General features: G+C 72.2%; 21 protein-coding genes. 10 read left to right on the top strand and 11 right to left on the bottom strand.

The window, feature by feature from the left end; all coding sequences use genetic code 11:
- Positions 1-20 precede the first annotated feature (20 nt).
- Genes ACFC0G_RS18985 through ACFC0G_RS18975 form a run of 3 tightly spaced genes read left to right on the top strand, consistent with a single transcriptional unit; the run spans position 21 to position 3,080 of the window.
- A complete protein-coding gene (locus ACFC0G_RS18985; RefSeq protein ID WP_376404587.1) occupies positions 21-1,529 on the top strand; it encodes an APC family permease in 1,509 nt (502 codons plus the stop codon).
- Positions 1,530-1,542: 13 nt separating this feature from the next.
- Positions 1,543-2,238, top strand: a complete 696-nt coding sequence (locus tag ACFC0G_RS18980; protein WP_376404585.1) for a DUF998 domain-containing protein — start codon at positions 1,543-1,545, stop codon at positions 2,236-2,238.
- On the top strand, positions 2,235-3,080 hold the full coding sequence (locus ACFC0G_RS18975; RefSeq protein ID WP_376404583.1) for an alpha/beta fold hydrolase: 846 nt from the start codon (positions 2,235-2,237) through the stop codon (positions 3,078-3,080). Before ACFC0G_RS18980 ends, ACFC0G_RS18975 begins: the two co-directional genes overlap by 4 nt.
- Here the strand turns inward: ACFC0G_RS18975 and ACFC0G_RS18970 are convergent.
- The 4 genes from ACFC0G_RS18970 to ACFC0G_RS18955 form a co-directional block, all read right to left on the bottom strand.
- Positions 3,065-3,484, bottom strand: a complete 420-nt coding sequence (locus tag ACFC0G_RS18970) for a CBS domain-containing protein (RefSeq protein ID WP_376404580.1) — start codon at positions 3,482-3,484, stop codon at positions 3,065-3,067. The genes ACFC0G_RS18975 and ACFC0G_RS18970 overlap by 16 nt on opposite strands.
- A 152-nt stretch (positions 3,485-3,636) precedes the next feature.
- Complete coding sequence (locus ACFC0G_RS18965; RefSeq protein WP_376405213.1) at positions 3,637-4,215, bottom strand: DUF305 domain-containing protein; 579 nt, start codon at positions 4,213-4,215, stop codon at positions 3,637-3,639.
- A gap of 119 nt (positions 4,216-4,334) precedes the next feature.
- Positions 4,335-4,982, bottom strand: a complete 648-nt coding sequence (locus tag ACFC0G_RS18960; RefSeq protein ID WP_376404578.1) for a DUF3105 domain-containing protein — start codon at positions 4,980-4,982, stop codon at positions 4,335-4,337.
- Positions 4,983-5,060: 78 nt separating this feature from the next.
- Positions 5,061-5,402 (bottom strand): hypothetical protein, encoded by a 342-nt coding sequence (locus tag ACFC0G_RS18955; RefSeq protein ID WP_376404576.1) that lies wholly within the window; start codon positions 5,400-5,402, stop codon positions 5,061-5,063.
- A 279-nt stretch (positions 5,403-5,681) separates the two neighbouring features.
- On the opposite strand from ACFC0G_RS18955, the gene ACFC0G_RS18950 reads away from it, so the two are divergent.
- The 3 genes from ACFC0G_RS18950 (at position 5,682) to ACFC0G_RS18940 (ending at position 8,392) form a co-directional block, all read left to right on the top strand.
- A complete protein-coding gene (locus tag ACFC0G_RS18950) occupies positions 5,682-7,043 on the top strand; it encodes a glutamine synthetase family protein (RefSeq protein ID WP_015033133.1) in 1,362 nt (453 codons plus the stop codon).
- Between the two features lie 100 nt (positions 7,044-7,143).
- Positions 7,144-7,638 (top strand): GNAT family N-acetyltransferase, encoded by a 495-nt coding sequence (locus ACFC0G_RS18945; protein WP_376404574.1) that lies wholly within the window; start codon positions 7,144-7,146, stop codon positions 7,636-7,638.
- Between the two features lie 52 nt (positions 7,639-7,690).
- Positions 7,691-8,392, top strand: coding sequence for a histone deacetylase (locus ACFC0G_RS18940; RefSeq protein ID WP_376404572.1), 702 nt, complete (start codon positions 7,691-7,693; stop codon positions 8,390-8,392).
- On the opposite strand, the gene ACFC0G_RS18935 is transcribed toward ACFC0G_RS18940, so the two are convergent.
- From ACFC0G_RS18935 to ACFC0G_RS18925, 3 genes are all read right to left on the bottom strand, one after another.
- A complete protein-coding gene (locus ACFC0G_RS18935; protein ID WP_376404570.1) occupies positions 8,319-8,750 on the bottom strand; it encodes a VOC family protein in 432 nt (143 codons plus the stop codon). The genes ACFC0G_RS18940 and ACFC0G_RS18935 overlap by 74 nt on opposite strands.
- The gene (locus ACFC0G_RS18930) at positions 8,747-9,268 is read right to left on the bottom strand and encodes a pyridoxamine 5'-phosphate oxidase family protein (protein WP_376404568.1); all 522 of its coding nucleotides are present in this window, start codon (positions 9,266-9,268) and stop codon (positions 8,747-8,749) included. The genes ACFC0G_RS18935 and ACFC0G_RS18930 overlap by 4 nt, the downstream gene beginning before the upstream one ends.
- A gap of 151 nt (positions 9,269-9,419) precedes the next feature.
- Positions 9,420-11,591, bottom strand: a complete 2,172-nt coding sequence (locus ACFC0G_RS18925; RefSeq protein WP_376404567.1) for a PIG-L family deacetylase — start codon at positions 11,589-11,591, stop codon at positions 9,420-9,422.
- A 263-nt stretch (positions 11,592-11,854) separates the two neighbouring features.
- Between ACFC0G_RS18925 and ACFC0G_RS18920 the strand changes: the two genes are divergently transcribed.
- Entirely contained in the window at positions 11,855-14,842 is a 2,988-nt protein-coding gene (locus tag ACFC0G_RS18920; RefSeq protein WP_376404565.1) for a bifunctional [glutamine synthetase] adenylyltransferase/[glutamine synthetase]-adenylyl-L-tyrosine phosphorylase, read from the top strand.
- Between the two features lie 6 nt (positions 14,843-14,848).
- Here ACFC0G_RS18920 and ACFC0G_RS18915 read toward each other — a convergent pair whose 3' ends face one another.
- Both ACFC0G_RS18915 and ACFC0G_RS18910 read right to left on the bottom strand, forming a co-directional pair.
- Entirely contained in the window at positions 14,849-15,682 is an 834-nt protein-coding gene (locus ACFC0G_RS18915; RefSeq protein WP_376404563.1) for a DUF4344 domain-containing metallopeptidase, read from the bottom strand.
- Between the two features lie 173 nt (positions 15,683-15,855).
- Positions 15,856-16,461, bottom strand: a complete 606-nt coding sequence (locus tag ACFC0G_RS18910; protein WP_376404561.1) for a TetR/AcrR family transcriptional regulator — start codon at positions 16,459-16,461, stop codon at positions 15,856-15,858.
- A gap of 127 nt (positions 16,462-16,588) precedes the next feature.
- On the opposite strand from ACFC0G_RS18910, the gene ACFC0G_RS18905 reads away from it, so the two are divergent.
- Positions 16,589-18,142 carry an APC family permease gene (locus ACFC0G_RS18905; protein ID WP_376404559.1) on the top strand — a complete coding sequence of 518 codons (1,554 nt, stop codon included), beginning with the start codon at positions 16,589-16,591 and terminating at the stop codon, positions 18,140-18,142.
- Positions 18,052-19,623: an amidohydrolase gene (locus ACFC0G_RS18900; protein WP_376404557.1), complete on the top strand. Its 1,572-nt coding sequence runs from the start codon at positions 18,052-18,054 to the stop codon at positions 19,621-19,623. The genes ACFC0G_RS18905 and ACFC0G_RS18900 overlap by 91 nt, the downstream gene beginning before the upstream one ends.
- A gap of 13 nt (positions 19,624-19,636) precedes the next feature.
- Here ACFC0G_RS18900 and ACFC0G_RS18895 read toward each other — a convergent pair whose 3' ends face one another.
- Positions 19,637-20,545: a phosphatase PAP2 family protein gene (locus tag ACFC0G_RS18895; protein ID WP_376404555.1), complete on the bottom strand. Its 909-nt coding sequence runs from the start codon at positions 20,543-20,545 to the stop codon at positions 19,637-19,639.
- 107 nt (positions 20,546-20,652) lie between these two features.
- On the bottom strand, positions 20,653-21,675 hold the full coding sequence (locus tag ACFC0G_RS18890; protein WP_037643490.1) for a LacI family DNA-binding transcriptional regulator: 1,023 nt from the start codon (positions 21,673-21,675) through the stop codon (positions 20,653-20,655).
- A gap of 369 nt (positions 21,676-22,044) precedes the next feature.
- Between ACFC0G_RS18890 and ACFC0G_RS18885 the strand changes: the two genes are divergently transcribed.
- Positions 22,045-23,322 (top strand): extracellular solute-binding protein, encoded by a 1,278-nt coding sequence (locus ACFC0G_RS18885; RefSeq protein ID WP_376404552.1) that lies wholly within the window; start codon positions 22,045-22,047, stop codon positions 23,320-23,322.
- Positions 23,323-23,538: the final 216 nt, after the last annotated feature.

The following is a 23,538-nucleotide window of genomic DNA, read 5'->3' as shown; positions in this document are numbered from 1 at the left end:
GCCCCGCTGATCATGGGCCCATGACGACCACTGACGACCCGGCAGAGTCGGCACGTCCCACCGCCGGTGACGCGGCGACGGTCCAGGACGACGGCACGAAGAGGCAGGGGGTCCGGGGGCGTCCCCCGGGAATGAACAGCATCTCCTGGCTGACCCTCGCCTTCATGACCACCGCGTCCGTCGCGAGCCTGCGGCCCTCGCCGTCGATGGCCATCTACGGCCTCGCCGCGATCTTCCTCTACCTGCTCCCGGCCATCGTCTTCCTGCTCCCCACCGCCCTCGTCGGCGCCGAGCTCGCCTCCGGCTGGTCCGGCGGCATCTACCGCTGGGTCGGCGAGGCCCTCGGCAAGCCGCTGGGATTCCTCGCGGTCTGGTGCCAGTTCGCCATGACCATCGCGTACTACCCGAGCCTGCTCGCGTACGTCGCCTCGACCTTCGCGTACGTCATCGACCCCTCCCTCGCCGAGAACGGTCTCTACGTCGCGATCGTCATCGTCGTCGTCTACTGGAGCGGGGTCTGGATCTCCTCGCGCGGGACGAAGGCGATCGCCGGGCTCTCCTCCTTCGGCCTGATCATCGGCACCCTCATCCCCGGCGTCCTGCTCGTCGTCCTCGGCCTGGTCTTCCTCGGCCAGGGCAACCCCTCCGCGCAGCCCATGAGCGCCGACCACTGGCTCCCGCCGTGGACCGGCCTCGCCAGCCTGGTCCTCATCGTCAACAACTTCCTGTCCTACGCGGGCATGGAGATGAACGGCGTGCACGTCTCCTCGCTGCGCGAGCCCAAGCGCGAGTACCCGAAGTCGATGTTCCTGGCGACCGGCCTCGTCCTGATGATCTTCATCCTTCCGGCCCTCGCCATCGCCTGGGTCATGCCCTCGGCGCAGCTCAGCCTCACCGCCGGACTCATGCAGGCATTCCAGGCCTTCTTCGACCACTTCTCCATCGGCTGGATGACCAAGGTCGTCGGCCTCATGCTGGTCTGCGCCGCCCTCGGCGGCATGCTCACCTGGCTCGCCGGACCTGCGAAGGGCCTCGTCCTGCTCTCCCGGCAGGAGGGCTACCTGCCGCCCGCGCTCCAGAAGTTCAACAGGAACGGCGTCCCGCAGAACATCATGATCGCGCAGGGCGTCGTCACCACCCTGATCGGCGTCCTGTACGCCTTCAGCGACAACGTCTCCAGCGCCTACTGGATGTTCTCCGTCATCACCGTGCAGATCTACCTGATCGCGTACCTCCTGATGTTCGTCGCCGTCGTCAAGCTCCGCAGGAGCCGGCCGGAGGTCGAACGGGGCTTCCGCGTCCCCGCCGTCCAGTGGGTCGCCGGCATCGGCTTCGTCTCCTCCGTCGCCGCGCTCGTCATCGGCTTCGTCCCGCCCGACCAGTTCGGCGACCAGCCGCTCTGGCGCTACCTGCTCATCGTCGGCGGCGGACTGTTCGTCCTCGGCATCGCCATCCCGGCCGCGCTCCTCAAGTACCGCAAGCCCAGCTGGGTCCACCCCGACCACAGGGAACCTTCCGGTACGCCCTGACGTTCGAACCACCATGCCCGGAAAGGTGCCCGAGAAGGCGACGAGAGCGGCAGCGGTCCTGCTCGGCCTCGGCGCGCTCGCGTACACCGCCTGGCTCCTCGAAGTCCTCGTCCGGACCGGGCTCGACCCGGTCCGGACGTACGTCTCCGAGCTCGCCGCCGCCGACCAGCCCCTCGGCGGCCTCTTCCGCGCCACCGACCTCGCGGCCGGCCTCCTCGTCCTCGCCGGCGCGCTCGCCGGGCTCGCCGCGACCCGAGGACCCCGGCGGCACGGCCCCTGGGCGCTCGGCGGCTGGATCGCCCTCGCCGTCTTCGGGGCCGCCACCGTCGCCGACTCCCGGCTCCCGCTCAGCTGCACCCCCACCGCCGACCCGGAGTGCGCGGCGCGCGAGACCGCCGGTCTCGTGCCCGCCACCCATACGGCCCACGCCGTCAGTTCGAGCCTCGCCATGACCGGCGCCCTCGCCGCGATGGTCGCCCTGACCGTGGCCGCCCGCCGGTACGGCCACTGGCGCCCCCTCGCCCGTACCGGCCCGGCCCTCGTCGTCCTGGAGCTCGCCGCCACCGCCTGGACCCTGGCGGCCGTCGCCGCCTTCGAGGCCGGCAAGGGCACGTGGTCGCTGGGCGCGGGCCAGCGGCTCCAGGTCCTCCTGGTGGCCGTGTGGCTCGCCGTCCTCGCCGGCTCCCTCGTACGGAGGCGGGCGCGATGACCTTCGTACGGATCGGGGGAGTGGCCCACCACGTGGTCGTCGAGGGCTCGGGACCCGTCTGCGTCCTGAGCGCCGGTCTCGGCCTGAGCTGGTTCGACTGGGACCCGGTCGTGCCGCTGCTCGCCCCCTACCGCACCGTGGTCCGCTTCGACCGCCCCGGCCACGGCCTCTCCGCCCCCGCGTCCGCGCCGCCGACGGCGGCGGGCGAGGCGGCCCGGATCGCGTCGCTCCTCGACGCGCTGGACGCATGGGACGCGCCGGGCGGGCTGGACGCGCTGGGCGGCCACCAAATCCCCGTCACCGTCGTGGGCCACTCCCTCGCCGGGTTCCACGCGGAGGCCTTCGCCCGCCTCCACCCCACCCGTACCGCCGCACTCGTCCTCGTCGACTCCTCGGTGGAGGAGCACCCCCGCCCCTCCCGTACGACCGCCGTCTCCCGGGTCCTCGGCAGAGCGCTCTCCGCCGCCGGCGTCCCCGCCGCGCTCGGCCCGGCCCTCCGCCGGGCGTCCGTACGGCGGGACCCGGCGCCCACGGAGCTGATCCGCCGCGTCTACGGGACCTCACGGGTCCTGCGCGGCACCCTCCTGGAGAACGCCCACTACGGCGCCGTCGCCGCCGAACTCCTCGACCTGCGGGAGCGGTTCCCCCTCCCGCCCGGCCTGCCCGTCACCGTCCTCGCCGCCCCCGACGGCTCCGCCCGCTGGGAGCGCCGGCAACGCGCGCTGGCCCGACGGCTCGGCGCCTCCTACGAGGCGGCCGTGCCGTCGGGCCATCTGGTCATGCTGGACCGCCCGGACGCGGTGGCCCGAGCCGTGCTGCACCCGGGTCAGGTCGCGGCGTAGACGCTCGCGCAGAAGCCCTTGATCTGCTCGTCCGACAGATGCTGGGCCAGATCCGCCTCGCTGATCATGCCGACGAGCCGCTTGCCCTCGATGACGGGGAGCCGCCGGATCTGGTGGCTCTGCATCTCCTCCAGGACCGCGCCCACGTCGGCACCCGCCTCGACCCAGCGCGGGGTGCCCTTGGCCATCTCGCCACAGGTGATCTTGGCCGGATCGTGGCCCATGGCCACACAGCCGATCACGATGTCGCGGTCCGTGAGGATGCCGCAGAGCCGTTCGTTCTCGTCGGCGATGGGCAGCGCGCCCACGTTCAGGTTGCGCATCATCTGCGCGGCACGGTCGAGCGTCTCGTGTGCGGGGATCCACTGGGCCCCGGGATGCATGATGTCCTTCGCCGTGGTCATGAGCTGCGTACCTTTCGTCGACGTCGTCGCACGAACGTCCCCGAGCCCACCCATTGTCGGCGCGCGACACGGCCCCCGCGACCGCAAGGGGTCACGGGGGCCGTCAAGGCCTTGCGAGGTCGGTCCGCCGCGCGGCTCAGGCCCCGCGCGGCTCAGGCCCCGCGCTGCTTCAGCATGTCGGCCATCAGCAGGATCTCGGACCGCTGCGCGTCGACCATGCCCTGCGCGAGGTCGCGCTCGACGCCGGGGGCGCACTTGGCCACGCAGCCCTCGGCCATGTGGACCCCGCCCTTGTGGTGCTCGGTCATGAGCTTCAGGTACAGGACCTCGGCCTCCCGGCCGCTCGCCTTGCGCAAGGCGTCCATCTGCGCGTTGGTCGCCATGCCCGGCATCAGCGCGCCGTCCTGGTCACCGCTGCCGCCCATGCCGCCCATGCCCATCCAGGCCATCGGCTCGACACCGGACTGGAGCTTCGGCAGCCCCCACATGTCCAGCCAGCCGAGCATCATGCCCCGCTGGTTGGCCTGGGTGTTGGCGATGTCGTACGCGAGACGGCGCACCGCCTCGTCCCGGGTGCGGTCCCGGACGATGAACGACATCTCGACGGCCTGCTGGTGGTGGACGGACATGTCCCGGGCGAAGCCGGCGTCCGCGGAGTCGGTCGCGGGGGTGCGAGGCGCCTCGTCGCGCTCGGCGGAGGCGACGGTGACGGCGCCCCCGGCGAAGAGCAGCGCGAGCGCGACGGCGGTGACGGCCGCCCACTGCGTCCGTCCGCCCCGGCGCCGCGCGGCGGGCGCGAACTCCTCGTCCGCCCCGGTCCCCTCGCTCGCCGACCGGCTCACCGGCCTGCTCACTGGCCGACCCCGCCGGTGCAGGCGGCACCCGGCTCGGGGGTCTGCGGGCCCTGGACGTACTTCGTGAAGAAGGCGTCGATCCGCGGGTCGGTGGCGCTGTCCACGGTCACCTGCTTGCCCCAGGCGGACAGCATGATCGATCCGGTCTGGTCGTCCACCGGGCTCATCAGCGTGTACTTGGTCTTGCCGACCTTCTCGGCCAGCTTCTCGACGTCGGCCTTGTCGGCCTTCTTGCTGTACGTCACCCAGACGGCGCCGTGCTCCAGCGAGTGCACGGCGTTCACGTCGTTGATCGCCTTGTCGTAGACCACGCCGTCGCAGTTCATCCAGACCGGGTGGTGGTCACCGCCGACCGGCGGCTTCATGTCGTACTTGACCGGGGTCTCGACGTGGTTGCGGCCGAGCTTCTTCGCGTCCCAGGTCTGCTCGGCCTTGATGGGGGCCTTGGCGGCGGCCTCCTTCGCGTCCTGCTCGTCGGACTTCTTCAGCAGCACGAAGGTGCCGAAGCCGACGAGGCCGAGGACGACGACTCCGGAGACGCCGATGGTGATCAGACGGTTGCGGCGCTCGCGGGACTGCTCGGCGCGGCGCATCTCCTCTATTCGGGCGCGGCGGTCGGCGTTGGCGGAGCGGTTGGCGGCCATGGTGATGTCGTCCTTCTTCAGGGATGGGGTGGAGTTCGGAGCGGGACACGCGGGGAGCGGGCGGCAGGCCCGCCGCCGCTATGTCCGGAGAACTTGAAGGACGTGCAGGTCCGGCGCGCGCGGCCGGACGCCGGACCGGCGGGCCGGGCCGTCACCGGAGGGCGGGTCGAGGCGCGGGAGCCGGCCCTCCGCGTGGAGCGGGGGGTCGACCGGCGCCGCGCTGAGCACCGCGGGGGAGAGGGAGGGGACGAGGGAGCAGCCGTCGCGTTCGTACGGGCAGATGTACTCGGCCACGGCCACCGACGCGTGTGCGCCGTACGCCTCCGGGGCCGCCTCGTGATGGGGGTCGGGCCCGGGCCCGGTCCCCAGACAGACGAAGAGCGCGGCAAGGAGCGTCGCCACGGCACTCACCAGTGCCATGGGACGCGCGTGTCGGAACAGGCGTACGAGCCGCGTGGCCCCCATGGGCGCAGATCGTAGTGGGCGCGAGCCCTCCGTGGGCCGAACGGGGTACCACTCGGTACCGGCGAACGATCACGACACCCCCGAATCCGCCTCCTCCCGTTACCTGCGTCACACCCGAGCAGGCACTATGGGTGTGCAACGTGCGCGAAACCATGTGGTGGGATGCTCAGGTGCCCCCCGATGCATCGGAGGCGGTGGGAGCAGGCGGCCTGACCAGCGAGGATGGGTGTGGAAATGGACAAGCAGCAGGAATTCGTGCTCCGTACGCTCGAGGAGCGCGACATCCGCTTCGTGCGCCTGTGGTTCACCGATGTGCTGGGCTTCCTCAAGTCGGTGGCCGTGGCGCCCGCCGAGCTTGAGCAGGCCTTCGACGAGGGCATCGGCTTCGACGGCTCGGCGATCGAGGGTTTCGCCCGCGTATACGAATCGGACATGATCGCCAAGCCGGATCCGGGAACCTTCCAGATCCTGCCGTGGCGCGCCGAGGCCCCGGGCACGGCCCGGATGTTCTGCGACATCCTGATGCCGGACGGCTCGCCGTCCTTCGCGGACCCGCGGTACGTCCTCAAGCGGGCCCTGGCCAAGACCTCCGACCTCGGCTTCACCTTCTACACCCACCCCGAGATCGAGTTCTTCCTCCTGAAGGACAAGCCGCTCGACGGCACGCGGCCCACCCCGGCCGACAACTCGGGCTACTTCGACCACACTCCGCAGAACGTCGGCATGGACTTCCGCCGTCAGGCGATCACGATGCTCGAATCGATGGGCATCTCGGTGGAGTTCTCCCACCACGAGGGCGCGCCGGGCCAGCAGGAGATCGACCTCCGCTACGCGGACGCCCTCTCCACCGCGGACAACATCATGACGTTCCGCCTGGTCATGAAGCAGGTCGCGCTCGAACAGGGCGTCCAGGCCACCTTCATGCCGAAGCCTTTCTCCGACTACCCCGGCTCGGGCATGCACACCCACCTGTCGCTCTTCGAGGGTGACCGGAACGCCTTCTACGAGTCGGGCGCCGAGTACCAGCTCTCCAAGGTGGGCCGCTCCTTCATCGCGGGCCTCCTGAAGCACGCGGGCGAGATCTCCGCCGTCACCAACCAGTGGGTCAACTCGTACAAGCGCATCTGGGGCGGCTCCTCCCGCACGGCCGGCTCGGGCGGCGAGGCCCCCTCGTACATCTGCTGGGGCCACAACAACCGCTCGGCCCTCATCCGCGTCCCCATGTACAAGCCGGGCAAGACGGGCTCGTCCCGCGTCGAGGTCCGCTCCATCGACTCGGGCGCCAACCCCTACCTGACGTACGCGGTCCTCCTCGCGGCCGGCCTCAAGGGCATCGAAGAGGGCTACGAACTCCCGGCCGGCGCCGACGACGACGTCTGGGCCCTCTCCGACGCGGAACGCCGCGCGATGGGCATCGAGCCGCTCCCGCAGAACCTGGGCGAGGCGATCGCCCTCATGGAGAAGAGCGAACTGGTCGCGGAGACCCTCGGCGAGCACGTCTTCGACTTCTTCCTGCGCAACAAGAAGCAGGAGTGGGAGGAGTACCGGAGCGAGGTCACCGCCTTCGAGCTGCGGAAGAACCTGCCGGTCCTGTAGGGGACTTGACGATCCGGGCCGGTGGCGGGCAGCCACCGGCCCGGCCGTTGCCGGAGGAAATGCGTTGCCCGGCGGACGGGGAGCGGCTCACACTGCCCCGGTGAAGATCAGTGCTGTCGCCACCGAGCGGCTTCTTTTGCACCCGTTGAGCGTGGCCGAGGCCGAGCGCATCCTCGCTGGGGAGCCCGGGGACCAGGACCTGTGGGGCGACGGGTATCCCGGGGCCGGGGACGTCCGTGCGAACACCGGGTTCCTGCGCGGAGTCGCCGAGCGGGGGGACCCGGGGGCGTTCCGGCTCTACGAGATACGGCTCCGGGACAGCGGTGTCGCCGTCGGTGGCATCGGGTTCCACGGGCCGCCGGACGAGCTGGGGGTCGCCACCATCGGGTACGGGCTCACGCCCGGGGTACGCGGGAACGGGTACGCCTCCGAGGCCCTGCGGGCGGTCCTGGAGCTCGCCCGGCAGGCCGGCGCCGAGGGGGTCAAGGGCGACGCCGACGTCGACAACCCGCCCTCCCACCGGGTGATGGAGGCGGCCGGGATGGCACGCGTCGCCGCGGACGAGAAGCTCGTCCACTTCTACCTGGGCTTCTAGACCGGCTCTCCGTGGGGTTCCAGACCGGCTCCAGCCGCTACCGTCTGGCCGTATGCCGGAATCATCCCGTTCCCGCGTCTGGTACGCCGCCTACGGCTCCAACACGCATGCCGAGCGCCTCGGGTACTACCTCGCCGGCGGCCGTCCGCCCGGAGCCGCGCGGACGTTTCCGGGGTGCCGGGACCCGAGCCCGCCGGAGCGGTCGGTGGCGCTCCTGATGCCCGGGCGCGTCTACTTCGCGACCGAGTCGCCCGTGTGGGGAGGCGGCCGGGCCTTCTACGACCCGTCGGCGGACGGCACCGCCCGCGGCGTCGCCCACCTGCTCACCGTCGGACAGTTCTCCGACATCGCCGCGCAGGAGATGGACCGGCCGCCCGGGACCGACCTCGATCTCGCCGAGGTGCTCGCCACCGGGCGCCGGTCGTTCGGGCCGGGCCGGTACGAGACCCTCGTCTCTCCCGGCCTCCTCGACGGCCTGCCCGTCCTCACCTTCACCGCGCCGTGGCCGATGCCGGTGCCGGCGGACTCCGGCGAGCTGCGGCCGCCCTCCGCCGCGTACCTGCGGCAGCTGGCGGCCGGGCTGAACCTGGCCGGGGCCTGGAGCCCCGCCGACACCGCCGCCTATCTCGCCGGCTGCCCCGGCGCGGCCGGGCACTGGACCCCGGAGGCCGTGACCGCCCTCAGCGCTCCGACAGCTCCGACGGGGCCTCCTGGACCACCCAGCCGTTGCCGTCCGGATCCTCGAAGGTCATGAACGAGTTCCAGGTGTCGCCCTTCCCGTCCTCCCAGCCCTTCTCGCCGACGTGCATCACGGGCGAGACGTCGACGCCCCGCTCGACCAGCTCCGCCCGCGCCGCCTCGATGTCCGTGACGCAGAGCTGGAGGCCGTGCAGGCTGCCGGGGGCCATCTCCTTGGTACCCGGCATCGTCGGCATGCCGCTCAGCATCGCGATCGAACATCGCGAGCCCGGCGGCGTCGCCTGGACGATCCGCATGCCCGGCGCCACCTCGTCGTCCAGGTCGATCGTGAAGCCGCACTTGTCGCCGTAGAACTTCTTGGCCCGGTCCATGTCGGTCACGGGGACCGGGACGACCTCCAGGGTCCAGTTCACGTCTGCTCCTCTGCTCCTCGGAAACGCCAGCGGGTCTGGCCGAACGGCTCGCCCTTGGCGAAGCCGAAGACCGTACGAGGCGCGACCGCGAACACCAGGGCCGTACCACCGTCGCCCACGAACGCCCCGTCCCGCACGCCGAACCGCCAATCCGGGCCGTACTTCTCCACGTACGCCGCCGCCAGGGGCCGCAGCCGGTCCTCGTCCGTCACCCGGGCCGCCTCGCCCTCGACCACCAGGTCGAGGCCCTCGTCGAGCGCGCCGGAGCCGGTGGTGAGGACCACCGACGCGTTCTCGGCGAGATTGCGGGCCTTCCGCTCGTCCGGCCCGGTGCAGAAGTGCAGGGCCCCCGCCGACCAGACCGCGATGAGCGGGGTGACATGGGGGCGGCCCTCCGGGCGGACGGTCGTCAGCCAGAAGACCTCGGCCGCCGCGAGCCGGGCGGCCGCGTCGGACCAGGGCAGCGGGGCCGCCCGGGGATCGCTGTAGCGGGGGTCGAGGGAAGTACGCGGGTCCATGACCGGCCGTCCTTTCGTTCGCGGCTCCCGGGAAGTCGCTGCGCCCGGGAAGGGGCCACGAAAAGGAGACCGGTCCGCCCGCCCGAACTCATCGGTCGCCGGCCCGTACGCCCGTGGGGATCCCTCGGTCGGCCCACACACCCGCCCGAACTCAGTGGCCCGCGGGCGTCCAGTGCAGCCTGCCGTTCAGGCCGATCGCCGCGACTCCGTCCGTCCCCGCGTCGGGCGCCCCGGAGAACAGGAACCGCTCCAGCGTCCACGTCGGCCGGGTCGCGCCCCGCCCCAGCGGGGCCGTCGCCAGGACGCCCGTACGGGAGCGGACCGCGAGCATGCCCTCGCCGCTCACCGAGGCGCTGCCCCGGGACCCGCCCACCGAGCCGCCGGTGGAGCCGCCCACCGCCCCGCTCACCGGGCCGAAGCCCGCGACGCCGCCCACCAGCTCCCGCATGGGGGAGACCAGGCCGGCACCCGAGAAGTCGGCGGACCGCAGGTCGTTGGAGGACGGCTTGCGGAACCAGAGCCGTACGCCCTCGCCGCCCGGCATCGGGCTCGCGCTCAGCGCCAGCGTCGTCGCCGGCAGGCCCGTCCGGACCGGACCCGTCAGCGGGCCGCCGGGGCGCTGCGCCGCCCACGCCAGGACGGTGTTCGGGGTGCTCGCGAAGACGTACCCGCGGCCCGCCGAGTCGGTCGCCGCCACCGGGTCGCCGTGCACGTCGGCCCCGCCGAGCGTCCGCCACGGGCCCCAGCGGCCGTCCGCGCCCTGCTCGCGCGCCGCGAGCCGGTGACCGCTGTCCCGCAGGACCAGGGTCACCCGGCCGTCAAGGCCCACGGTCACGGCCGGCGCGCTGATGTCGGAGGTGCCGCTGACGTCGTCCAGCTCGGGCGTGCCGAGCGAGCGCCACGGGCCGAACGCGCCGCCCCTCGTCGTCTGCTCGGCCGTCACCACCTCGCGCCGGTAGTCCGCCGGTCCGGTGCCGAGCGTCGTCCGGGTGCCGAAGACGGCCAGGCGGCCGTCGGACAGCAGGGTGGAGGTGACGCCGCTGTCCAGGCCGCCGCCGGGCAGCAGCACCGGCCCCTGCCAGGCACTCGCGCCCGCCGCCTTCCGCCAGGTCGCGAGTCGCCCGTCGAGGACGGAGAAGGCGTGCAGCCCGCCGTCCCGGTCGCGCTGCACCCAGGAGGTGGAGGTGCCCCGGGCGTACCGGATGGTGTGCGTCCAGCCCCGGCCCGCGGGCCGCGCGGCCACCTTCAGGTCGCCGCAGCCCGAGACGGTCCCGCAGTCGTTGACCCCGTCCATCCACGCGTACGTCTTCAGGGTCTTCAGCTTCGCGTCCGCCGTCTCGGGGTCGAGCGTGTGCGGGAGGACGCTGGTCGGGTAGCCGAGGTAGTTCTGGACGCCGAGGTGCGGGTGCCCGGGGAGGTCCGCGTACCGGGCGAGCGCGGCCTGGACGAACCGCGCCCCGTACAGGTGGTCCTGGTGGTCCTGGTAGCGGTCCGTGCCGGGGACCTTGCCGGAGGTCGGGTCCTGCATCCGGACGAAGGTCGGCCGGAAGCGCTCCAGGACCCCGGTCACCGTCGCGACGACCTGCTCCTTGGTGTACGTGAAGTCCGCCGCGACCGGGGTGCCGGAGGCGCGCTGGGAGGCGAGCGCGGAGATCCGGCCGTGCCACAGGCCGTTCAGGCTCTCGGGGCGGTCGCCGTTGGTCGCCCCGGCCTCGCGCATCTGCAGCCAGACCAGCTTCACGTGCGGCTTCGCCCGCAGGGTGTCCAGCTCGGCGGTCGCGCCGCCGGCCGTGGGGATCGCGACCCGGTCCCAGGGGCTGATGCGGCTGCCGGTGGCCATCTCGGCGTACGCGGCGCGGATGCCGTTCTGCCGGGCCTCGGCGTATCCCGCCTTGTCGGGCTCGGTGCCGGCGGCGTCGCGCGGGCGGGCGTTGACGCCGTCCGACTCGCCGGAGGTGAGGTAGACGGAGGTCAGGGGGCTGCCGGAGCGGATGGACTGGGAGGTGTCCGGGTTCATGAAGAACAGGTCGTCGTCGGGGTGCGCCACGATCTGCACCACGGACGCGCCGTCGGACGCGGCGGTCGGCGCCTCGGCCGGGCGTGCCTTCCCGGGCGCCTCGACCGGGCGTATCTCCCCTCCCGCGGGTGTCCGCGGGGGAAGGGGAACCGCGGCCGCCGAGGAGTCCGGCGCCGTCGTCACCGACAGCAGACCGGCGAAGGTGCCGCCCACCAGGACGGCCGTCACGGCCGTCGTGACGACTCTGCGGCGGGGGACCCCGCGACGGGAGGCGGCGGCGGGACGGCGGGGGAGGCGGACGGGCATCGGTGAGGGCGCGCTTTCACAGGGAAGAGAAGGACGGGACATCGGTCGGTCGGGCGTGCGGGGGTGGTGCACGCACAACAAGACGGACTTTCAAGAAATACGGTTCATTGGGTCCGAAAAGCGATCGATGTGCGAGATGTCACGTGTGATCCGCTTCGATCCGAAGGCCTGGGCGCCCGCGCCCCCCACTCCGGATAGGCTCGATCTCCCGGGCCCGACCTTGTGGGAGAACCGGGACGGGCGTGCGTGGAGGGAGCGGTCGGATGACGGTGCCGGGGCGCAGGAGCAGTACGTTCTCACGTCTGCTGCGGCACGGGTTCACCGATCCCTCGGGGGCCGAACGGCTCCTCGACGTGCCCGAACTGTCCGCCCTCCGCGGCGACGCCGTCCTCCTCGACGCCCTCGGCGCCACCGCCGATCCGGACCTCGCCCTGCGCGGTCTGGTCCGGCTCGTCGAGGCCCAGCCCGAGACCGAGCGGCAGACCCTCACCTCCACCCTGCTCTCCGCCAAGCCCTTCCGGGACCGGCTCCTCGGGGTGCTCGGCGCCTCCGAGGCCCTCGCCGACCACCTGGCCCGCCACCCCCGCGACTGGGAGACCCTCGTCACGTACGAGGCGGCCGACCTGCACCCGGGGGTCGCCGAGTTCGAGCAGGGGCTCGCCGACGCCACCGACGCCGTCTCGCTGCGCGTCTCCTACCGCCGCTGCCTGCTCGCCATAGCGGCCCGAGACGTGTGCGGCACGACGGACGTCGCGCAGGCGGCCGCCGAGCTCGCCGACCTGGCGACGGCGACCCTGCGCGCCGCGCTCGCCATCGCCCGTACCGCCGCGCCCGCCGACGCCGCCCAGTGCCGCCTTGCCGTGATCGCGATGGGCAAGTGCGGCGGCCACGAGCTCAACTACGTCTCCGACGTGGACGTGATCTTCGTCGGCGAGCCGATGGAGGGCGCCGACGAGGGGAAGGCGCTCCAGGCGGCGACCCGGCTCGCCTCGCACCTCATGCGGATCTGCTCCGAGACCAACATCGAGGGCACGATCTGGCCGGTCGACGCCAACCTCCGCCCCGAGGGCCGCAACGGCCCCCTCGTCCGCACCCTCTCCTCCCACCTCGCCTACTACCAGCGCTGGGCGAAGACCTGGGAGTTCCAGGCGCTGCTCAAGGCGCGCGCGGTGGCGGGCGACCCGGAGCTCGGCGCCCAGTACATCGACGCCGTCTCCCCGCTCGTCTGGCAGGCCGCCGAGCGCGAGAACTTCGTCCCCGACGTGCAGAAGATGCGCCGCCGGGTCGTCGACAACATCCCCGTCGCCCAGGTCGAGCGCGAGCTCAAGCTGGGCCCCGGCGGTCTGCGGGACGTCGAGTTCGCCGTCCAGCTCCTCCAGCTCGTGCACGGCCGCAGCGACGCCGGCCTGCACAGCGGCACGACCCTGGACGCGCTCGCCGCGCTCGCCGCCGGCGGCTACGTCGGCCGCGCCGACGCGGCCCAGCTCGACGAGGCGTACCGCTTCCTGCGGGCCATGGAGCACCGCATCCAGCTCTACCGCCTGCGCCGCACCCACCTCGTCCCCGAGGACGAGGCCGACCTGCGCCGCCTCGGCCGCTCCCTCGGCCTGCGCACCGACCCGGTCACCGCGCTCAACAAGGAGTGGAAGCGGCACGCCGCCGTCGTCCGCAGGCTGCACGAGAAGCTCTTCTACCGGCCGCTGCTCGACGCCGTCGCCCAGCTCGCCCCCGGCGAGATCCGGCTCAGCCCGAAGGCGGCCGGGCAGCGCCTCGAAGCCCTCGGCTACCGGGACCCGGTAGCCGCCCTGCGCCACCTGGAGGCGCTCTCCGCCGGGGTGAGCCGCAAGGCCGCGATCCAGCGGACGCTGCTCCCGGTGCTGCTCGGCTGGTTCGCCGACTCGGCCGACCCGGACGCCGGCCTCCTCGGCTTCCGCAAGGTCTCCGACGCCCTCGGCAAGACCCCCTGGTACCTCCGGCTCCTCCGGGACGAGGGCGCCGCCGCCGAGAACCTCGCCCGGGTGCTGTCCGCCGGGCGCCTCGCCCCCGACCTGCTGCTCCGCGCCCCCGAGGCGGTCGCGATCCTCGGCGACCCGGAGGGCCTGAAGCCGCGCGGCCGGGACCACCTGGAGCAGGAGGTCCTGGCGGCGGTGGGCCGCGCGGACGACGCCGAGCAGGCGGTCGCGGCGGCCCGCGGGGTGCGCCGCAGGGAGCTGTTCCGTACCACCGCGGCCGACCTCATCGGCTCGTACGGCACCGAGGACAACCCTCGGGAGTCCGACCCCGGCGCGCTCGTCGACCGGGTGGGGGAGGCCGTCACCGACCTCAACGCGGCGACGATCGCGGGCGCCCTGCGGGCCGCCGTGCGCGCCGAGTGGGGCGAGACGCTCCCGACCCGGTTCGCCGTCATCGGCATGGGCCGCTTCGGCGGACACGAACTGGGATACGGCTCCGACGCCGACGTGCTGTTCGTGCACGAGCCGCGCGAGGGCGTCGACGAGCAGGAGGCGACGCGGGCCGCGAACAAGGTGGTCTCGGAGATGCGGCGACTGCTCCAGCTCCCCACCGCCGACCCGCCGTTGCTGATCGACGCGGACCTCAGGCCGGAGGGCAAGAGCGGCCCGCTGGTCCGCACCCTGAAGTCGTACGAGGCCTACTACCGCCGCTGGTCGCTCGTCTGGGAGAGCCAGGCCCTGCTGCGCGCCGAACCCATGGCGGGCGACCGGGAGCTGGCGGACCGGTTCATCGAGCTCGTCGACCCGCTGCGCTATCCCGCCGAGGGCCTCGGCGAGGACGCGGCCCGCGAGATCCGCCGCCTCAAGGCCCGGATGGAGTCCGAGCGGCTGCCGCGCGGCGCCGACCCGACGCTCCACGCCAAGCTGGGGCGCGGCGGCCTGAGCGACGTCGAGTGGACGGTCCAGCTGCTCCAGATGCGGCACGGCTGGGCGGAACCGGGGCTGCGGACGACCCGTACCCGCGAGGCCCTCTCCGCCGCGCACGCGGCGGGCCTGATCGGGACGGAGGAGGCGCAGACCCTCGACGAGGCCTGGGTCCTCGCGACCCGCGTCCGCAACGCGGTGATGCTGGTCCGCGGCCGCCCCGGCGACACCTTCCCCTCGGAGCCGCGCGAACTGGCGGCGGTCGGACGGTACTTGGGGTACGTCCCCGGCCATGTCGGGGAACTGGTCGACGACTACCGCCGCGTCACCCGCCGCGCGAGGGCCGTCGTCGAGGAGCTGTTCTACGGGGCGTAGGACCCCTCACTTCAGGTACGGGGCGAGCAGGGTGCTCCACGCCTCCTGCATCTGTGTGTACTCGCCGGGGCAGCGGACGGCGCGGGACTCCGGCAGGAAGCCTTCGGGGTTGGCCTCGGTGCGGACCACGAACTCGTAGGTCTTCGGGTCGGAGCCGTACAGCCAGCAGATGGCGTTGTAGTAGCGCTGTGAGTCCAGGGCGTGATCGTCGGCGACCTTGTCGCTGAGGTCGCCCTGCTCGGAGAGTTCGGCGAGGGCGCCCCACGCCTCGATGTCGCTGATCGCGTACCCCTGGTGGAGCGAGTCCTCGGAGAGCAGCAGCGTGGCGAGCTGGTCGGCCGAGTCCTCCTCCCGGCCCGTGGCGGGAAGGTCGTAGACATCGATGAGGGCGTGCGCGAGCTCATGGAAGACCGTGCTGTTGGAGACGCCGATGACGTCCTCGTCGGTGGCCCGGGCCTGCTCGGCGGGAGTGCCCTCGGTGTTGCGCTCCGAGAAGATCCCGCGGAACAGCGCGGCGTACTCGTAGCAGAAGAGGATGGCCTGGGACTCCGGATCCCAGTAGGCGTTGGGAGGGTCGCAGCTCACCGCCACCAGGGGGATGTCCCGGGGCAGGCCGATCTGGGCGTTCGCGTGGGCGGCGGCGCTCTCCAGGACCTCGTTCTCCTGGAGGAACTGCTGCTCGGTCAGGCCCGCCTCGGTCTGGGCGGGTTGGTAGCTCACGACGAGCCCTCCGGGACCGGGCGCGGCGGGTGCGGCGGGTGCGGCGGTCGTGGTGGACGCGCCGACGGTCAGGAGGGCGGTGGCGGCGAGGGCGGCGGCCCATCTGCGGTGGAAGCGCATTCTCTGCCTCCTGTCACGGGACCACCGCGGGCGGTGGACCGTGTCGGGGGAGTCGGAGCGGCCGGGACCCCGAGGGCCGTACACCCTCAGGATAGGGCCGCCGACATGCGCGAGCATGTGCGTCGCGGCGTCGCGGTGGTCGGCGATCCCCTGCCGTCCCCGCCCCCCGGTCCCTACGGGGCGTAGACCTCCCGGACGTGGGCCAGGTACCCCGTGAGCGCCAGCTCGAAGGCCTGGTCCGCGCGCCCCTCGGGCACCGCGCCGAGCGCGCGGGCCAGTCGGGGGGTCGCCGTCTCGTCGGCGAGCTCCCACATCGCCTCCGGGGCGGCGAGGTCGAGTGCCGAGCCGAGGACCAGGTTCTCCAGGGCGATGATCACCGGCATGACGTCCGGCAGTGCGAACCCGGCGTCGAGGAGGAGGCCGACGGCCTGCTCGTACTGGGCGAGGACCTTGGGCGCGCGCACCGGTGAGGTCATGAGCAGCGGGATCGCGCGCGGGTGGGCGGCGAAGGCGGCGCGGTAGGAGCGGGCCCAGGCGGCCATGCCCTCGTCCCAGGGGGTCAGCTCCAGCGTCCCGCCGTCGATCGCCGCGGCCACCCGCTCGCGGAGCAGTTCCACGATCCCGTCCCGGCCGTCCACGTGGTGGTAGACGGACGCGGTCTGCACGCCGAGCCGTCGCGCGATCTGCGGGACGCTGAACTCGCCCTGCTCGTCGACGATTTCGAGCGCCGTGGTGGTGATCCGCTCCCGGTCGAGGAGAGGTCTGCGCGGCCGGCCCATGAATCGTCACTCCCTGTTCAGGTCCACTTGGGGTCCACGTCGGGTCTTCCCGAATCGTCGGAGCCGAGGTTACATTGCGAAAACCGAAAGCCTATAGGTTTCCTGCCGTGGAAGGGCTTCCCCACCCATGTCCTCACCCATGCCCAAGGGCACCCCCGACGAGCCACCGGGGCTGAGAACCGGCACGCTCAGCACCGCCGACATCTCCTTCTTCGTCGTCTCCGCCGCCGCCCCGCTGACCGTCATGGCCGGCGTCGCCCCTGTCGCCATCCTGCTCGGCGGCATCGGCGCCCCCGTCGGCTACCTCCTGGCCGGCCTCACCCTCACCGTCTTCGCCGTCGGCTTCACCACCATGAGCCGCCACGTCCGCAGCGCCGGCGCCTTCTACGCGTACATCACCCGCGGCCTCGGCCGACCGATCGGCATCGCCGCCGCCCTCGTCGCCATGCTCGGCTACAACGGCATGGAGATCGGCGTGTACGGGCTCCTCGGCTCCGCCACCTCGGACACCGCCACCGCCCTGACCGGCCACCACGTCCCCTGGCTGCCCGTCTCCCTCGCCGGCCTCCTGCTGATCTGGTACGGCGGCTACCGCTCGATCGACTTCGGCGCCAAGCTCCTCGGCGTCCTCCTCGTCGCCGAGACCGGCATCCTCGTCCTCCTCGCCGGCGGCGTCCTCCTCGCCGGCGGCGCCCACGGCCTCTCCCTCGGCGGCCTCGCCCCCGCCCACGTCCTCACCGGCGGCACCGCCGCCGTCCTGGCCTGCGCCTTCGCCGCCTTCACCGGCTTCGAGTCCACCGTCATCTACCGGCGCGAGGCCAAGGACCCGGAGCGCACCATCCCCCGCGCCACCTACCTCGCGGTCGCCTTCCTCGGCCTCTTCTACGCCTTCGTCGTCTGGACCGTGATCCAGGCCTTCGGCGAGGACAAGGTCGTCCAGGCCGCCGCCGACGACCCCGGCGGCCTCTTCTTCGCCGCGATCACCACCTACGTCGGAGCCTGGGCCGCCGACCTGATGCACGTGCTCATCGTCACCAGCGTCCTCGCGTCCCTCCTCGCCTTCCACAACGCCATCAACCGCTACACCCTCTCCCTCGCCGAGGAGGGCGTGCTGCCGAAGACCCTCGGCCGGATCCACTCCCGCCACCGCTCCCCGTACGTCGCGGGGGCCGCGCAGACCGTGCTCGGCGCCGTCGTCGTCCTCGCCTTCGCGCTCGCCGGGGCCGACCCGTACCAACAGCTCCTGCTCTGGGTGAACACCCCCGGCATGCTCGGCCTGATGGTCCTCCAGCTGCTCGCCGCGCTCGCCGTGCCCTTCTTCTTCCGGCGGATCGACCACCGCGAGGGCCTCCTCCGCACGGTCGTCGCCCCCGTCACCGCCTTCGTCCTGCTCGCCGGGGCGATCGGGCTCGTCGCCGCCAACATCGAGCTCTTCACCGCGGCCTCGACGACCGTCAACACCGTGCTCGTCTCGCTCGTCCCCGCCGTCTTCCTCCTCGGGCTCCTCCTCGCGTACCGGCTCCGCCGCACGCGCCCCGAGGTCTACGCGAACTTCGCCACCGAACCCCCTACCGAAGGGACCGACCCCTCGTGTCCGCACCCGACCTCGTCCTCGTCAACGCCCGAGTCCGCGACCCCGAACTCACCGGCGCGACCGCCGTCGCCGTCCATGGCGGACTGATCACCGCCCTCGGCGACGCCGCCGACGCCCGCTCCTGGGCCGGACCCGGCACCGAGACCGTCGACCTGGCCGGCGCCACCCTCACGCCCGGCCTCACCGACGCCCACAGCCACCCCGTCTGGGGACTGGAGATGTACACCGGCACCGACCTCTCGGGCGTCACCGACCTCGAAGGACTCCGCGCCGCCCTCAGGACCGCCGAGCGCCGCGACGGCTGGGTCCTCGGCTTCGGCCTCGACCACAACGCCTTCGGCGGCCGGCCCGTCCACCGTGACCTGATCGAGGACGTCCTCGACGGCGCCCCCGCCCACCTGCGCCTCTACGACGGACACTCCGCCCTCGTCAGCGCGACCGCCCTCAGGGCCGCGGGCATCGACGGGCCGCGCGCCTTCACCCAGCGCTCCGAGATCGTCATCGGCGCCGACGGCCGCCCCACCGGGCACCTCGTCGAGCACGCCGCCATGGACCTGCTGACCCCGGTCCTGCCCGCCCAGCCGTACGCCGAGCGCCGCGACCGGCTCGTCGAGCTCCTCACCGGCATGGCCGCCACCGGCCTCACCGGCGCCCACGTCATGGACCTCGGCGGACACGACGTGCCCGGGCTCCTCGCCGCCCTGGAGGAGGACGGCGACCTGCCGCTGCGCCTGCGCCTCGCGCCCTGGTGCATGCCGGGCGCCACCGAGGAGGAGCTGGACGGCTTCGTACGCCTCCAGGAGCGGGCCGGCCGGCTGTGGCGGATCGGCGGCGTGAAGTTCTTCATGGACGGCACCGTCGAGGGCGGCACCGCCTGGCTGGACCACGCCGACTGCCACGGCCAGGGCACCGCCGCCTTCTGGCCCGACCCGGCCGCGTACTCCGCCGCCGTGGCGCACCTCCACCGCGCCGGGGTCGGCACCGCCACCCACGCGATCGGGGACGCCGCCGTCCGGCACGTCCTCGACACCGTGGAAGCCCTCGGTACGGGCGGTCCCCGCCACCGCGTCGAGCACATCGAGACGGTCCCCGACGACCAGCTCGGCCGCTTCGCCGCGCTCGGGGTCGTCGCCTCCATGCAGCCGCCGCACACCGCGTACACCCGCGCCGACCACACCGACGAGTGGTCCAAGCGGCTCGGCGAGGAGCGGGCCGCCCGCGCCTGGCGCTGCCGCGACCTGCGCGAGGCCGGGGCGCACCTCGCCCTCGGCTCCGACTGGCCCATCGCCCACCACGACGCCCGTCAGGTCCTCGCCACCGCCCGGGCCCCGCGCGGCGCGGCCTCGGCCCGGCACGGGCTGACCGGTCTGATGGCCCTGGAGGGCATGACGACGCACGCGGCGGTCGCGGCGGGGGAGGAGTCGGTCGCCGGCCGGGTCGCCCCGGGCTTCCGGGCCGACCTCACGGCCTTCGCCGCGGACCCCGTGGAGGCCCCGGCGGCCGAGGTCGCAAAGACAGCGATCCGGCTCACCGTCACCGGTGGCCGGATCGCGTACAGGCAGGACTGAGCGGCGGGACCCGCTACCTCCGGGAACCGACCGGGCGCTCCGCCTCCTGGTCCGCGTCCTCCGTGCTCTCCGGCGGGCGCGGACCACCCTGGGCGACGGGGACGGCCGGCTCCACCAGCTTCGGGAGCCGGTGCGGCCGGGAGCCGTACCAGAAGTACGAGACGAGGAAGCCGAAGGCCAGGCAGATCATGCCGCCGACCGCGTCCAGCCAGAAGTGGTTGGCGGTCGCGACGATCACGACGAGCGTCACCGTCGGGTAGAGCAGGCCCAGGATCCTCGCCCAGGGCGCCTTGGCCAGCAGGAAGATCGTCAGCCCGCACCACAGCGACCAGCCGATGTGCATCGACGGCATCGCCGCGTACTGGTTCGACACGTGCTTGAGGTTGCCCGAGGCCATCGAGCCCCACGTCTCGTGGACGAGGACCGTGTCGATGAAGTTCTGGCCGGTCATGAGCCGCGGCGGCGCGAGCGGGTACAGGTAGTAACCGACCAGTGCCACACCGGTGGTGGCGAACAGGACCGTACGGAACGCCGCGTAACGGCCCGGCTGCCATCGGTACAGCCACACGAGCACACCGATGGTCACGACGAAGTGCAGCGTCGCGTAGTAGTAGTTCATCGACACGATCAGCCAGGTCACCGAGTTCACGGCGTGGTTGACGGCGTGCTCGAAGGCGAGGCCGAGGGAATCCTCGGTCCGCCAGATCCAGTCCGCGTTCTTGAGCGCCTGCGTCTTCTGCTCCGGCACCGCGTTGCGGATCAGCGAGTACGTCCAGTAACTGATCGCGATGAGCGCGATCTCGAACCAGATCGTGGGTCGGCGCGGTACGCGCCCACGCATGCGGGACCACCTGCCGTCGGCCACGATGGGTGACGACGGGGTCGTCCGGTCGTCCAAACTCTTCACGGTCGTTTCACCCATAGGCAGAGAGTTTGCCAGATCCCGTCCCTCCGACCGATCATCCCCCGGTCGGGTTCCGAGCGCACCCGCTCCCTCTCAAGAAGGAGGGGTTCTCCCCCAGGAGACCCTCAGCCGGAGGACGGGGCCGACGCCGTCGAACCGCGAACGACCAGCTCAGGCATGAAGACGAACTCGGAGTGCGGTGCCGGGGTGCCCCCGACCTCTTCGAGCAGCGCGCGGACCGCGGCCTGGCCCATCGCCTGCACGGGCTGGCGGATGGTCGTCAGCGGCGGATCCGTGAAGGCTATGAGCGGAGAGTCGTCGAAGCCGACGACGGAGACGTCCCGGGGCACGTCGAGCCCCTGCTGCCGGGCCGCCCGGATCGCACCGAGCGCCATCATGTCGCTCGCGCACACGACCGCCGTGCAGCCGCGGGAGATCAGCGCACCGGCCGCAGCCTGGCCGCCCTCCAGGGTGTACAGGGAGTGCTGGATCAACTCCTCGGACTCCTCGGGGCCGAGGCCGAGCCGCTCCTCCATGCCCTTCTGGAAGCCCTCGATCTTGCGCAGCACCGGAACGAACCGCTTGGGGCCGACCGCGAGCCCGATCCGGGTGTGGCCGAGCGCCGCCAGGTGCGTCACCGCGAGCCGCATCGCCGCCCGGTCGTCTGGCGACACGAAGGGCGCCTGGACCTTGGGGGAGAAGCCGTTGAGGAGGACGTACGGGACGCCCTTGCCGCGCAGCTGGTCGTAGCGCGTCATGTCGGCGGTGGTGTCGGCGTGCAGCCCGGAGACGAAGATGATGCCGGCGACGCCCCGCTCCACCAGCATGTCGGTGAGCTCGTCCTCGGTGGATCCGCCGGGGGTCTGGGTGGCGAGGACCGGCGTGTACCCCTGCCGGGTCAGGGCCTGCCCGATGACCTGCGCGAGCGCGGGGAAGATCGGGTTGTCCAGCTCGGGGGTGATGAGGCCGACGAGCCCGGCGCTGCGCTGACGCAGTCGTACGGGCCGCTCGTAGCCGAGCACGTCGAGTGCGGCAAGCACGGATTCACGGGTGGCGGTGGCCACACCGGGCTTGCCGTTGAGCACGCGGCTGACTGTGGCTTCACTGACCCCCGCCTGGGCTGCGATGTCGGCAAGCCGCGCGGTCATGAGGATGGACTGTACCGGTCACAGCGCGTATTGCCCACCGAACGCCCGTCGGGGTGGATTCGGGGCGGATGTCGCGAGATTGCGCAAGGTCTTGCAAGGCTTGCGGCGCGAACCGCCGGAGGCCGGTGCGCCGCCATGAGGGCGTTCTGTCCGGAAGTGGGCTGCTCCGGCCCCTGTCAACCGACCCTTCGGCAACCTTCGGGACACGCGGATGTAACGATCCCCGGGTCTTGCAGAAATTTCACGCAAGGTCTTTCGGCGCGTTTTCATCCCTGTTACGTTCCTGCCAACCCGGAGCGCCGCGAGGGAGCGGTCGCAATGAGGAAGGTTCGACCCCCTCGTCTCCCCGGGATCACTGAAGGAGTTCACATGCGGCGTGGCATAGCGGCCACCGCGCTGGTCGCGGCCCTGGGCGTTTCCCTGGCGGCGTGCGGGAGTGGCAGCGGTTCGGACGGCGGCGGCTCGAAGGGCTCCGGCGAGCTCTCCGGCACCGTGACCTGGTGGGACACGTCCACGGTCGGCTCCGAGGACAAGGTCTTCAAGAAGGTCGCCGAGGACTTCAAGAAGAAGCACCCCAAGGTCACCGTCAAGTATGTGAACGTGCCCTTCGGTGAGGCGCAGAACAAGTTCAAGAACGCGGCCCAGTCCGGCTCCGGCGCCCCCGACGTCATCCGCTCCGAGGTCGCCTGGACCCCCGAGTTCGCGGACCTCGGCTACCTGGCCCCGCTGGACGGCACCACGGCCCTGAAGGACGCGGACGACTTCCTGGAGCAGGCCGCCGCCTCCACCAAGTACAACGGCAAGACCTACGGCGTCCCGCAGGTCATCGACTCCATGGGCATCTTCTACAACAAGAAGATCTTCAAGGACGCCGGCGTCGAGGTCCCCAAGACCGTCGCCGATCTCAAGACCGTCTCCGCCAAGATCAAGGAGAAGACCGGCAAGACCGGCCTGTACCTCCGCGGCGACGACGCGTACTGGTTCCTCTCCTTCCTGTACGGCGAGGGCGGCAACCTCGTCGACGCCGAGAAGAAGACGGTCACCGTCGACAACGAGGCCGGCGTGAAGGGCTTCAAGGTCGTCAAGGACCTCGTCGACTCGGGCGCGGCCAAGACCGACGCGACCGACGGCTGGAACAACATGCAGACGGCCTTCAAGGACGGCAAGGTCGCCATGATGATCAACGGCCCGTGGGCCGTCGCCGACACCTACGCCGGCAAGGAGTTCAAGGACAAGGCCAACCTGGGCATCGCCCCGGTCCCGGCCGGCTCCGCCGGTCAGGGCGCCCCGCAGGGCGGTCACAACCTCGCCGTCTACGCGGGCTCCAAGAACCTCGACGCCTCCTACGCCTTCGCCGAGTACATGACCTCGGCCGAGACGCAGGCCACGGTCGCGAAGGAGCTCAGCCTCCTCCCGACCCGCCAGTCCGTCTACCTCAAGTCGGACGTCGCCACCAACGAGATGATCACGTTCTTCAAGCCGGTCGTCGACAAGGCCGTCGAGCGCCCCTGGATCCCGGAGACCGGCAGCCTCTTCGCGCCGCTCGTCACCGAGTACACCAAGGTCCTCACCGGCCAGACCTCCCCGGACGCGGGCGCCAAGGCGACGGGTGACGCCTACCGCAAGCTCCTGAAGGACTGGAAGTAGCGGGAAAGACGCAGGCGAAGCCGCAGGCGCAGCAGTAGCGAAGACGCAGGAAGAAGAAGGAAGGCAGGCCGGCTGATGGCTGTGGACACCCCCAGCCAGTCGGTGGCGAAGGCCGCGGGCGACAGTGTCGCCCGCGGCCGGGGCCGCGGGACGGGCAAGTCCCCGCGCGCGGCGAAGCGCTCAATCTACACCCACAGGTTCGCCTGGGCGATTGTG

The sequence above is a fragment of the Streptomyces sp. NPDC056169 genome (assembly GCF_042268445.1).
Taxonomy (GTDB): Bacteria; Actinomycetota; Actinomycetes; order Streptomycetales; family Streptomycetaceae; genus Streptomyces.
Note: the sequence above shows the minus strand (reverse complement) of the source record. Positions and strands in the feature narration are given on the sequence as shown.